At 61.3% G+C, this 11959-nt stretch carries 11 protein-coding genes, 1 tRNA gene, 1 pseudogene and 1 riboswitch; of the genes and pseudogenes, 8 read left to right on the plus strand and 5 right to left on the minus strand.

Annotated elements, in window-relative coordinates; genetic code table 11:
- Window positions 1-413, minus strand: a pseudogene (locus tag HK26_RS11150) (hypothetical protein); the annotation flags it as partial.
- A gap of 132 nt (window positions 414-545) precedes the next feature.
- A riboswitch (cobalamin riboswitch) is annotated at window positions 546-765 on the minus strand.
- Between the two features lie 165 nt (window positions 766-930).
- Here HK26_RS11150 and HK26_RS11155 point away from each other — a divergent pair.
- The 4 genes from HK26_RS11155 (at window position 931) to HK26_RS11165 (ending at window position 4019) form a co-directional block, all read left to right on the plus strand.
- Entirely contained in the window at window positions 931-1881 is a 951-nt protein-coding gene (locus tag HK26_RS11155) for a LysR substrate-binding domain-containing protein (RefSeq protein ID WP_086639860.1), read from the plus strand.
- Between the two features lie 175 nt (window positions 1882-2056).
- Window positions 2057-3343 (plus strand): 4-aminobutyrate--2-oxoglutarate transaminase, encoded by a 1287-nt coding sequence (gene gabT / locus HK26_RS11160; protein ID WP_086639861.1) that lies wholly within the window; start codon window positions 2057-2059, stop codon window positions 3341-3343.
- A 55-nt stretch (window positions 3344-3398) separates the two neighbouring features.
- Complete coding sequence (locus HK26_RS13285) at window positions 3399-3605, plus strand: hypothetical protein (protein WP_143296348.1); 207 nt, start codon at window positions 3399-3401, stop codon at window positions 3603-3605.
- Window positions 3606-3731: 126 nt separating this feature from the next.
- Window positions 3732-4019: a hypothetical protein gene (locus tag HK26_RS11165; RefSeq protein ID WP_086639862.1), complete on the plus strand. Its 288-nt coding sequence runs from the start codon at window positions 3732-3734 to the stop codon at window positions 4017-4019.
- 129 nt (window positions 4020-4148) lie between these two features.
- Here HK26_RS11165 and HK26_RS11170 read toward each other — a convergent pair whose 3' ends face one another.
- Together HK26_RS11170 and ruvX are read right to left on the minus strand one after the other, a co-directional pair.
- Window positions 4149-4604 (minus strand): endoglucanase, encoded by a 456-nt coding sequence (locus tag HK26_RS11170; protein ID WP_180539527.1) that lies wholly within the window; start codon window positions 4602-4604, stop codon window positions 4149-4151.
- A 90-nt stretch (window positions 4605-4694) separates the two neighbouring features.
- Window positions 4695-5174 carry a Holliday junction resolvase RuvX gene (gene ruvX, locus HK26_RS11175; RefSeq protein ID WP_086639853.1) on the minus strand — a complete coding sequence of 160 codons (480 nt, stop codon included), beginning with the start codon at window positions 5172-5174 and terminating at the stop codon, window positions 4695-4697.
- 80 nt (window positions 5175-5254) lie between these two features.
- On the opposite strand from ruvX, the gene gatC reads away from it, so the two are divergent.
- The 4 genes from gatC to HK26_RS11195 all read left to right on the plus strand — a co-directional run bounded on the left by gatC (window position 5255) and on the right by HK26_RS11195 (window position 8680).
- The gene (gatC, locus tag HK26_RS11180) at window positions 5255-5542 is read left to right on the plus strand and encodes an Asp-tRNA(Asn)/Glu-tRNA(Gln) amidotransferase subunit GatC (RefSeq protein ID WP_086639854.1); all 288 of its coding nucleotides are present in this window, start codon (window positions 5255-5257) and stop codon (window positions 5540-5542) included.
- Complete coding sequence (gene gatA / locus HK26_RS11185; RefSeq protein WP_086639855.1) at window positions 5542-7029, plus strand: Asp-tRNA(Asn)/Glu-tRNA(Gln) amidotransferase subunit GatA; 1488 nt, start codon at window positions 5542-5544, stop codon at window positions 7027-7029. Before gatC ends, gatA begins: the two co-directional genes overlap by 1 nt.
- Window positions 7026-8480: an Asp-tRNA(Asn)/Glu-tRNA(Gln) amidotransferase subunit GatB gene (gatB, locus tag HK26_RS11190; RefSeq protein ID WP_086639856.1), complete on the plus strand. Its 1455-nt coding sequence runs from the start codon at window positions 7026-7028 to the stop codon at window positions 8478-8480. The genes gatA and gatB overlap by 4 nt, the downstream gene beginning before the upstream one ends.
- 107 nt (window positions 8481-8587) lie before the next feature.
- Window positions 8588-8680, plus strand: a tRNA-Ser gene (locus tag HK26_RS11195).
- Between the two features lie 200 nt (window positions 8681-8880).
- On the opposite strand, the gene HK26_RS11205 is transcribed toward HK26_RS11195, so the two are convergent.
- Together HK26_RS11205 and HK26_RS11210 are read right to left on the minus strand one after the other, a co-directional pair.
- Window positions 8881-9705, minus strand: coding sequence for an SDR family NAD(P)-dependent oxidoreductase (locus HK26_RS11205; protein ID WP_086639858.1), 825 nt, complete (start codon window positions 9703-9705; stop codon window positions 8881-8883).
- Window positions 9706-9999: 294 nt separating this feature from the next.
- Window positions 10000-11793, minus strand: a complete 1794-nt coding sequence (locus HK26_RS11210; RefSeq protein ID WP_086639859.1) for an ABC transporter ATP-binding protein — start codon at window positions 11791-11793, stop codon at window positions 10000-10002.
- Window positions 11794-11959: the final 166 nt, after the last annotated feature.

The raw sequence follows: 11959 nt of genomic DNA on the forward strand, positions 1-11959 counted from the left end.
GCGGGGCCGGTGCCCGAGCCTGAGCCATTGGGCCCGTCATTACCAGACGGGTTACCGCCTGTGGTGTTGCCCCACAGTTCGTCCACTTCCTGAATGTCGAGTGTAATGCCGTGGCGGGCCATCCAGTCACGCGCGCCCCAGACGCTGCCCAGCAGGTGGTCGCTCAGGTCGGGGTGGTCTGCATCGGGGGATTTGGCGGCTTCTGCTGCGCGCATGGAATCCCGCACCGTGGCCGGATCAATCTCGGAGACCAGAGGGCCGGAATTGCCAAGCCGGCGGCGGTCCTGCTCCAGTTGTGTTTGCGCATTTTGTGCAAAAGCTGCTGTCGGCACACATGCGCCCGCAATGCCAATGGACTGGCACAACAGGGCCAGCTGCCACCGCATGCCCGATATTGTGGATAAAGATATCATGAAAATAAACCCGTTTTCCCCACCCATTGGAAAGGTGTGCAGTTGAAGTCAAAAACGCATGTGGGAAAAAAGGCGGTCAGGTACAAAAATGCATAATCGGGCATCCACCTCCGGCACCCCCGTCCGGCGATCTGGGCATGAGCAGCCACGGCAGGTCTCCTGACTTGCGGATCAACGCATCGGCCCCCACCTTCCCGGCGTAACCAGTGGCCGTGGCGCGTAACGCCACATCGGGGCAGACACTCTCCGCCTACAGTTGCGGGGGCAGTTGCCGACTGATCTTCCACCGGGTGGAAGAATACGACATTCCCTTTTATTCCGCTTGCGCGGGACCGTTGGCTATGATGCTCTGGGCAATACCGCATGAAAGACACGGTTTGCAACGCAAAAACCCACCTCCACCCCGCCACGTCCCCTTAAGGCGGGTACCGCATTGGGGCCAGAACTTGCTTTTTGGACCATTTGGCCCCCAATGGCGGACCCACCACACCAGACAGCCCAACGCAGCCGCCCCATAATGGACCCCCGCTACCGCATTCCCCCCCTGTCCGCCCTGAACGCCTTTGTCGCTTTTGCCCGCACGGGTGGCATACGGCGGGCGGCCACGGAACTGCGCGTGGACCACGCGGCCATCAGCCGCCATATCCGCGACCTTGAGCTCTCGCTGGGCATAACGCTACGTGACCGGGCAACCGGTAACCTGACCCAGGCAGGCCACACCTATTATGACCGCATAGCCCCCCTGCTGGACGGGCTGGCCACCGCCACGGCGGACATGCGCAACCGCACCCCCCCCCTTACCGTGACCTGCGCGCATGGCTTTGCCTACCACTGGCTGCTGCCCCGGCTTTATGCTTTTCGCAAATCCCACCCACATATGGAGGTGCTGCTCCGCTCGGTGGACGCCAGTGCGGCCTTCCATGTCAGCGGTGTGGAGTCTGCCAACCATGCCCAGATCGGCTATGTGCGCGAGGGCAGCACAACGCCTGAACCACGCACCATCCGCCACATGGCCATTGCCCGGCCTCCGGTTTTTCCCGTGGCATCGCCCCAGTGCATTCAGGCCCTTGGCGGGCAGCCCCGCACAACACAAGACCTGTTGAACGCCCCCCTGCTGCATGAGGAGGACGATACCGAGTGGCAACGCTGGTTTGCGGCACAGGGAGTCAACGCCTCGACCATCCCCACCGCGGGCAGGTTGTGGCAGGCCCATATTACGCTGGCCGCCGCCCGTGCGGGTGAGGGCATAGCCCTTGGCAACCCGTTTTTGCTGGGCGATGACCTGCTCAGCGGGCGGCTGCTGCGTGTGCAACCCACCCAGACCCCGCTCAAGGAAACACCTCTGGGCGCTTACGTGCTGCGCGCCTCCGAGCAGATGTGGGAAAAACCGACCCTGCGCACCTTCCGCGACTGGCTGATGGAACAGGTGGCGCAGGAGGTGGACAACCCCCTGCATCCACCGGCCTGAACTGCCGGGAGCGCGCTCTTCTGCCCCGGCGCGGGGGTGGTGATGAAAAAACACCACCCCCGCACCAAAAAATCGCCTCCCATCCTCCAATAAAAACACTTACGGAACAAACATGTTTGTCCGGCCCAAACCACAGGCCGGGCCATATGACCGCCAACCGGAGCCAAACCTGACCATGAGCACCACCAACAAAGACCTTCTGGCCCGCCGTAACAACGCCGTGCCGCGCGGCGTTGCCACCTCCACCCCCGTTTTTGCCGACCGCGCAGAAAACGCAGAACTGTGGGACGTGGAAGGCCGCCGTTATGTTGACTTTGCAGGCGGCATTGCCGTGCTCAACGTTGGCCACCGCCACCCCAAGGTCATGGCCGCAGTGCAGAAGCAGCTTGAGCGCTTCACACACACGGCTTTTCAGGTCTGTGCTTACGACTCCTACATTGAGCTGGCCGAAAAGCTGAACGCCCGCGCCCCCTTCTCCGGCCCGGCCAAGACCATTTTCTTCACCACAGGTGGGGAAGCGACCGAAAACGCCGTCAAGATCGCCCGTGCCGCTACCGGCCGTAACGGCGTTATCGCATTCTGTGGTGGCTTCCATGGCCGCACGCTGCTGGCGTCTGCCATGACCGGCAAGGTCCTGCCCTACAAGGCCCCGTTTGGCACGCTGCCGGGCGAAGTGTACCACGTTCCCTTCCCCGATCATGACATTACGGTCGAAGACAGCCTGAAGATGCTGCACTTCATCTTTGCAGCAGACATTGCCCCGGCCAACGTGGCAGCCATTATTATTGAACCCGTACAGGGCGAAGGCGGGTTCCGCGTGGCCCCTCCGGCCCTGCTCAGGCACCTGCGCGCACTGTGTGACCAGCATGGCATCAAGCTGATTGCAGACGAAGTGCAGAGCGGCTTTGGCCGGACCGGCAAGCTGTTTGGCATTGAGCACTCCGGCGTGGAACCGGACCTGATCTGCATTGCCAAGTCCCTTGCTGGCGGCATGCCGCTCTCGGGCGTTATCGGCCGTGCAGACGTGATGGACAGCGTCCCCCCCGGCGGGCTGGGCGGCACCTACGCGGGCGCTCCCCTTGCCTGCGCCGCAGCCCTTGCCGTGCTGGACGTGATTGACGAGGAACACCTGCTCGACCGCGCCAACGCCATGGGCGAACGCCTGAAGGCCCGCATTAGCGGCTGGCACAAGCGCACGGACCTGCTGCCCGTCAGCACCCCGCGCGGCCTTGGCGCCATGATCGCCTTTGACATTCTCGAACGCCACGCCGGGGTGGAACAGCGTGCGGGCTTTGCCTCCAAAGTCTGTGCCAAAGCCTGCGAAAAAGGGCTGATCCTGCTGGCCTGTGGCGTACAGGGTGCAACCATCCGCATTCTGACCCCGCTGACCGCATCCGATGCGCTGCTGGATGAGGGGCTGGATATTATCGAGCAGATTCTGCTTGAAGAAGCTAAAGCCTGATCTTTGGGCCACACGCTGCCAAAGGCGCCTCCCCCACCGGGGAGGCGCTTTTTTTATGTCTATCCGCAGCAAATCAGCCTGTGATGTCAGGAGCAGTCATACTCAGGCCATGATGAGCCATGAGGTTAAAAAAGAATTTAAAACCTACATGGGGGGCCGCATGACTGCTTTTGAAGCCTACTGGCAGGCCCTGCACGCCAGACTGGCGGCATTTTACAGCACACGCCACCGGTTTTGGCGCATGCGCAGCACCAGCCAGTAACCCCCACGCAACACAGAGCATACGCGCCCTGCCGCCCGGTGCTGTCGATTACGATTGACAGCGCGCACCTATGGGCATGAAACTCGCCTGAGTTTTTTAAACCATTTTATTGATGAGGCATCCTCCATGTCTTCCTCCATTTCCAGCCTGAACAGCAGCACCGCCAGCAGCCTGCTGGGCACATCTTCCTCCTCCTCCGCGTCTTCCTCCAGCGCATCTGCGGGTTCTTCTGCCTCGGGCAGCAGCTCCTCTTCTTCCTCCACAACCACCACGCAGCTCTTCAATGCCGATGGGTCCATTACCACCATCGTCAAGGACGCAAGCGGGGACATCCTCTCCAAAACAACAACGGGTGGGTCTTCGGGCTCCAGCTCGGCACAGAACGACACCAACGTGCTGGACACCTTCGCCTGATCCAGCGGGTGTAAACCGCCGGATCAGCCTGCGGGCCGGTCCCATAAAAAAACCCGCCATCCATAATTGGAGGCGGGTTTTTTATTGGGGTGGCCACATCCGTGGCACCGCCCCTTTTACCGGCTTTTGTTATTTTTTGTCGTCACTAAAGCCATTGTGGATGTCATGCCCGATGGCTGTGCTCGTGTTGCCAATTTTCTGGCCGGTGCGTTCGCCCCACTTGCCCACGTCATGGGCAGCATCGGTGGTGCCTGTCTTGGTCTTGTCCCACGCTTCGGTCGCGCCGGATTTGGTTTTGTCCCAGACCTTGGCGCTGCCTGACTTGGTTTTATCCCATGTCTTGTCCGCACCGGCAGCAGTTTTATCCCACGCTTTTTCGGTGCCTGCTTTTGTCTTGTCCCAGGCTTCGGTTGTACCGGCCTTGGTTTTGTCCCACGCCTTTTCTGTGCCCTGACGTGTGGAATCCCATGCTTTGGTCAAAGCACCCTGCTCCTCCGCATGCGCGGGGGCGGCTGGCAGGCTTACGGCAAATACGGCAGCACCCACCATGGTCATCAGAGCGGTCGCAAACGACTGTTTGGTCATTGGGGCAATCCTTCTCAAATAATCTGTAACGTCTTCTGTGATAACTGGTCTGAAGGGTCTTTGTGGCAAATATAAGCCCCCAATCTGTAATCAGAAAGGCGTGAGATCACCGGGCAGGCTATCCAGCGCGGCCTGTAAAATGTAGGCCGCCGCCAGCTTGTCCACCGCCTCGGCCCGCCTTGCGCGTGACAGGTCCGCCTCCTGTATGAGCATCCGGTTGACGGCGGAGGAGGACAGGCGCTCGTCCCACAGGCAGGCGGGCAGGCCGGTCTGTGCCGATAGCTCCAGTGTCCAGTCCCGGCTGGCCTGCGCTGCCGGACCAAACGAACCATCAAGCGAGAGAGGCACCCCCACCACCAGCCCCGCAACCTCATGCTCCTGCGCCACAGCGCGGATAAAGGTGACCATCTGCCCCAGCTTGCCGCGCTTTACGGTCTGGAAGGGCGAGGCCACCATGCGTGACACATCGGACAGTGCCAGCCCCACCTGTTTGCGCCCGGGGTCTATGCCAAGCAGGCGGGCATGTCTGGGCAGGGTGGCAGCCAATTGGGGAAGAGTGAGAAGAGTCATGCCCAATGGTATGTTGCCTTCCGCGTGATTATGCTAGGTGCAATTCTCTGTTCAGACTGAAGAAAGAGGGGCCCACTCTCATGTCGCTTGACCTTGCGACCACCCGACGCATCGCAAAACTGGCCCGCATAGGGCTTGAGGAAAACGAGCTGGAGGCCACGCGCCAGAAGCTGAATGGCATTCTGGGCTGGATTGACCAGCTGGCCGAAGTGGATGTCACGGGTGTGCCGCCCATGGTGGGGACGGAGACCGAAACCCTGCGCCAGCGCGAAGACAAGGTGACCGACGGCAACTGCCGCAACGCCCTGCTGGCCTGCGCGCCAGAAACATCTGGCCCCTTTTATACCGTACCCAAGGTGGTGGAATAATGCTGACCGGTTTGACCCTGACCCAAGCCCGCGCCGGGCTTGCCGCACGCAAATTTTCCGCACGGGAGCTGGCACAGGCACATCTGGACGCCATTACCCGCCTTAACCCGGGGCTTAACGCCTATATTACCGTCCTGCCCGAAGCCGACGTGCTGGCCAGCGCCGATGCCGCCGATGCCCGCTACGCAGCAGGCACGGCCGGTATTATGGACGGCCTGCCCATTGGCGTAAAAGACCTGTTCTGCACCAAGGGCGTGCGCACCACGGCTGCGAGCAAGATGCTGGCAGACTTTGTGCCCCCGTATGAGAGCACGGTCACCGCCAACCTGCTGGGGGCGGGGGCTGTGTTCCTTGGCAAAACCAATCTGGACGAGTTTGCCATGGGCTCGGCCAATATGAGCTCCGCCTTTGGCCCGACCACCAACCCGTGGAAGCGCAAAGGGGATGACACCACAGCCCTTGTGCCCGGTGGCTCCTCCGGTGGCTCCTCCGCCGCTGTGGCCGCAGGTCTGGCGCTGGCCGCAACCGGGACCGACACAGGCGGCTCCATCCGCCAGCCTGCCGCTTATTGCGGCATTGTCGGGCTTAAACCCACCTATGGCCGGTGCAGCCGCTGGGGCACCATTGCCTTTGCCAGCTCGCTCGATCAGGCTGGCCCCATGACCCGCAGCGTGGCTGATGCCGGGCTGATGCTCGAAGCCATGGCAGGCTTTGACGCCAAGGACAGCACAAGCTCCAACCGTGCGGTGCCCGCGTTCCACAAGGCGGTGGGCAAAAGTGTCAAGGGCCTGCGCGTTGGCATTCCCGCCGAATACCGCGCCCCCGGCCTGCCAGCCGATGTGCTGGCCATGTGGGAGCAGGGTATTGCGTGGCTCAAGGCCGCAGGGTGCGAGGTGGTGGATGTCTCCCTCCCCCACACCCGTTACGGACTGACCACCTACTACATTATTGCCCCGGCCGAGTGCTCCTCCAACCTTGCACGCTACGATGGCATCCGCTTTGGCATGCGTAAGGACGCCCCCTCGCTCGATGGTGTGTACGAGGCCACGCGCGCAGCAGGCTTCGGGCAGGAAGTGCGCAACCGTATTCTCATGGGCACCTATGTGCTGTCCGCCGGGTATTACGATGCCTATTACCTGAAGGCCCAGAAGGTCCGCACCCTGATCAAGCGTGACTTTGAACAGGCGTTTGAGACTGTGGACGTGCTGCTGACCCCCACCGCCCCGTCCGCCGCCTTTGCGCAGGGCGAGAACATGGACGACCCGGTGCAGATGTACCTCAACGACATCTTTACCGTACCCGCCAGCATGGCCGGTGTGCCTGCGCTCTCCGTCCCTGTGGGGCTGAACGAGACAGGGCTGCCACTGGGGCTACAGGTCATTGGCAGGCATTTTGATGAAGAAACCGTGCTGTCCATTGGCGGCGCGCTGGAAGCGGCGGCGGGCTTTACGCACATCCCGTCCGTCCATGCGGGAGCTGGCGCATGAGCTACACGATTGAAGGCCGCACCGGCACGTGGGAAATTGTGGTCGGGCTGGAAGTCCATGCCCAGATCATCAGCCACTCCAAGCTGTTCTCGGGCGCTGCCACAACCTTTGGCAGCGACCCCAACACACAGGTCAGCCTTGTGGACGCAGCCTTTCCCGGCATGCTGCCCGTGCTCAACCATGAGTGCGTGGCGCAGGCCATCCGCACAGGGCTGGGGCTGAAGGCGCAGATCAACCTGCACAGCCGCTTTGACCGCAAGAACTACTTTTACGCCGATCTGCCACAGGGCTACCAGATCAGCCAGTTCGAGCACCCGATTGTGGGCAAGGGCGCCATCAGCATTGAACTGCAAAATGGCGATGTGCGCGAGATCGGCATTACCCGCCTGCATATTGAGCAGGACGCAGGCAAGCTGCTGCACGACCAGGACCCCACCAAATCCTTTGTGGACCTGAACCGCTCCGGCGTTGCGCTGATGGAAATTGTCAGCGAGCCTGACATCCGCGAGCCGGAAGAAGCCGGGGCCTACCTGCGCAAACTGCGCCAGATCCTGCGCTACCTTGGCACCTGCGATGGCAACATGGAAGAAGGCTCCATGCGGGCCGACGTCAACGTCTCTGTCCGCAAGGCGGGGGAAGACTTCCGCACCCGTTGCGAGATCAAGAACGTCAACTCCATCCGCTTTGTCATGCAGGCCATTGAGGTGGAAGCCGCACGTCAGGTAGAAATCTGGGAAAATGGTGGCGAGGTGGATCAGGAAACCCGCCTGTTCGACCCCGGCCGGGGTGAGACCCGGACCATGCGCTCCAAGGAAGATGCGCATGACTACCGCTACTTCCCCGACCCCGACCTGCTGCCACTGGTGCTGGAACAGGCATGGGTGGACGAACTGGCCGCCAACCTGCCCGAACTGCCTGATGACAAGCGCGCGCGCTTTCAGGCGGAATACGGCATTGCCTTCTATGACGCCGGGGTGCTGGTGGCCGAGCAGGCCGTGGCCGACTATTACGAGGCCGTGGCCCGTGGGCGTGATGGCAAGCTGGCCGCAACATGGGTGATGGGTGAGCTGTTTGCCGCCCTCAACCGCACCAGCAACACCATAGAGACCAGCCCCGTCAGCGCAGCAGCACTGGGCAAGATGCTGGACCTGATTGCGGATAAGACCATTAACGGCAAAATTGCCAAGGAAGTCTTTGAAGACATGGTGGAAACGGGTGAAAGCCCCGAAGCCATTGTGGAAAAAAAGGGCCTGCGCCAGGTGACCGACACCGGGGCCATTGACGCCGCCATTGCCGCTGTGCTGGCCAAACACCCCGACAAGCTGGAGGAATACCGCTCTGGCAAGGACAAGCTGTTCGGCTTTTTTGTTGGGCAGGTCATGAAGGAAACCAAGGGCAAGGCCAACCCGGCCATGGTGAACGATGCCCTGAAAGCCCAACTGGACGCATAAAAGCTGGCGGATAAAAAATAACTGCAATTTCCGCATCTGGGGGTTTGACGGAACACGTCAAACCCCCTAAAAGCAGCAATGCAAACGTCGTGTCTGCACTCTTCGGCGGAGGGGTGGCCGAGAGGCTGAAGGCGGCGGTTTGCTAAACCGTTATACGATGTCAAGTCGTATCGAGGGTTCGAATCCCTTCCCCTCCGCCAAAGCCTTCCTGAATATTCAAAACTTACAGATCACAGCTTTCGCTGCTGCGCCCACACAGCTTGGCACTTGGGCAAAGCCATGCCTGCTCTTTTCGCAGAAAATCCTGACATCGTTGCTGATAAACAGGCTGGAGCGCATCCCAGCACCAACACAGGCACAGGCTGAGTAGTCTGGCCTTTATGCAGGCCATACCACCGGGTTAGTCAGATGCGTTTTTAAGGCGGTTGCGGCGGTAACGCGCCCGGCCTGCTTTGGCCCATGCAGTCATCAACGGCATGCACAGCCGCAGGAAACGGGGCGACCACAAAAAGAGAGTGCAGAAAAAACTGTCAAAGCTGGAAGGAAAATTCTCCACGCGCTTTTTGTGGCTGGTGGCCAGAATCCATTCCGCTATGGCTTCGGGCTCCTGCGGGGCGGACATGAAGTTCAGGACCGAGCCGCCCTGCTCCATCTCCTTCATCAACATGCTGGTGTTCACACTGCCGGGAAAGACGGAAGAAACGCGGATCTTGCGTGGCCGCAGCTCCTGCTCCAGCGCCAGCGCAAACCCGCGCAGCCCGAATTTGGACGCGGTATAAACGCTGCTGCCCGCCAGCGGAAAAACACCCGCCATGGAGTTTGTATAGATAATGTGCGACCCCTCCGCCATGGCTGGCAGAATGGCATGGGTCAGTTGCATCACACCCACCAGATTGATCTGGACCTGCTCCAGCGCCAGATCGGCCTGTAGGGTCGCCACAGGCTGGGGTGCTATGGCGCCGGCACAGAACACAAACAGGTCAATATGCTCGCTGGCATGGCGGATGGCGCGTGCCGCCTCCGCCAAGGATGCGGCGTCTGTCAGGTCGCAGGTTACGCTGTGGTCCACATGGGCTGCATCCAGCGCACGGCCCTGCGCACGCGCCAGCCCAATGACCCAATAGCCACGCTGGCGCAGCAGATCACACAACGCACGCCCAATACCGCCTGAAGCACCGCTTACAACAGCTACCTTGCGGCGAGATTCCCTACTTTCGTGAAACAAAACAAGCGCCTATCGCAACAATACTCAACCCGAACCACATGTGGCAGGCCATTTAAAAACCCGCCAGAGACCCTATTTTCAGTACCGCATCCTTACAACCCCGCCTTCCCTGATCGCCCTACCGGGCATGGGGCAAAACGGAAAGCAGCGCAGCAAAAAGGACACCCCCCTGCGCCAAAGCACAGCGGGCACGTGGCTAGAGTAAAGGGCTATGAAAAGAATATCCATGATAGAAAAAAGAAAACAGCATCAGAGACCCTAAAATCCCGTGAGCACAAGGGGGCAGCACACGGCCTACAGACTCTGCAAGGCATAGAGCTGCTGGTAAAGCCCGCCCGTGCGCTGGACAAGCTGGGCATGTGGGGCGTCCTCCACAATCTGGCCGTGTTGGAATACCAGAATACGGTCCAGCCCCACCACGGTTGCCAGACGGTGCGCCACAATCAGCACCGTGCGGCCTTCCATCAGCCGCTCCATAGCCTCCTGCACCAGTGCCTCGGACTGGGAATCCAGACTGGCTGTGGCCTCATCAAGCACCAGAATACGGGCATCGGCCAAAAAGGCGCGGGCTATGGCCACACGCTGGCGCTCCCCGCCCGAGAGCTTGATGCCCCGCTCACCCACGAGCGTTGCGTATCCCTCGGGCAGGCGTTCTATAAAGTCAGCCGCATTGGCAAGGCGGGCAGCCTGCGCAATCTGTTCGGGCGTGGCGTCTGGCCTGCCATAGGCAATGTTCTCGGCCAAAGAGCGGTGGAACAGCAGCGGCTCCTGCGGCACAAGGGCAATCTGGCTCCGCAGGTCCGACTGGCGCACGGTAGCGGTGTCCACCCCATCGACCAGAATCCGCCCACTGTTCTGCGCGTATAACCGCAACAACAGCTTGGTAAAGGAGGATTTACCAGACCCCGATGGCCCAACCAGCCCCACACGGCTGCCTGCGGCAATCTGCACCGACAGGTCGTTAAAAAGAGGGTCCGGCTGCCCGGGATAGGTAAATGTCACATGCTCAAACGCAATGGCCCCGTGGCGCACATGCAGGCTTGCAGGCTGCGCCGGGTCCGGCACCCCTGCGGGGGTCCGCCACAGCAGGAGCAGTTCCTCCATCTCGTTAACCGAACGCTGCACGACCGAGACCTGCTGCCCGATCTCGCGCAGGTACCCCTGAACCAGAAAGGTCATGGTCAGCACATAGGCGACATCCCCCGGCCCCGCGCGCCCGTTGCACCACAGCCACACCGCAGCCGCCGCCAGCGACAGGCGCATGACCACCACGGCTGCGGCCTGAATATTGGCGCTGTCCGTCCCGCGCACCCACATCCGTGCGGTGGCGGTGCGCCACTGGTCCAGTGTGTGGGCCAGCCGCACCTCCTCGCGCTCTTCCGCCCCAAAGGCCTTGACCACGGCGTTGCAGGTTATTGCATCCGCCAGTGCAGCCCCTACCCTGCTGTCCCCCGCATTGGCAGCCTGTGCGGACGGGGCCACGTAACGCAGCGTTAACGCGCAGGACAATGCCACAAACAGAGCGGACAAGACCCCAAGCATGGCCCCCATGGCAGGCCAGTGCCAGCCCAGCACAAGGGTGGTCAGCACCAGCAGGCACAGCTCGGGCAGCAGCATGAGCAATAACGTGTCATTGAGCATGTCCACCGCCCACATCCCGCGTGTAAGCCGCCGGACCGTGGAGCCTGCAAAGGTGTTGGCGTGCCAGTCCGTGCTCAGGCGCTGCACATGGGCAAAGGATTCCGTGCCGATTTTTTGCATAATCCGCGTGGTCAGCCGTGTAATGCCCAGATAGGCGTAGCGTTTGGCCGCAACACTGCCAAACCCGCAGGCCGCAAGGGCTGCAACCATCCACACCGCATCATGCAGCCGGGCGGACTGGCTGGCAGGCTCGGCCACGTCGGACACCAGACGCCCTGCGGCAAGGGGCATGAGCACATCCGCGAGTGTTGCCAGCAGGACCGACCCCACAGTCACCACCAGAGGACGGGGAAAAGCCAGCCACAGGCGGATGACAAAACCCAGAACATCAACAAAGAGAGAAGTTTTCCGCACGGCTGGTGCCGCGCCGGAAGCAGAAGAAGCCATGAACGAGCAATCCGTCAAAAACGTATTTATCCCCAACGGCACGGGGGATGTGCTGTCTGTATCGTGAAGGCATGATATTGCGCAAACCCGCCAGCGCTGGAAAAATGGCCCCCTCCACCCCTTTGCAGCACGCAGGCCCCATGCCCCCCAAAGCCCCCCGCCAGAC

It is taken from the genome of Acetobacter okinawensis (genome assembly GCF_002153655.1).
Taxonomy (GTDB): domain Bacteria; phylum Pseudomonadota; class Alphaproteobacteria; order Acetobacterales; family Acetobacteraceae; genus Acetobacter; species Acetobacter okinawensis_A.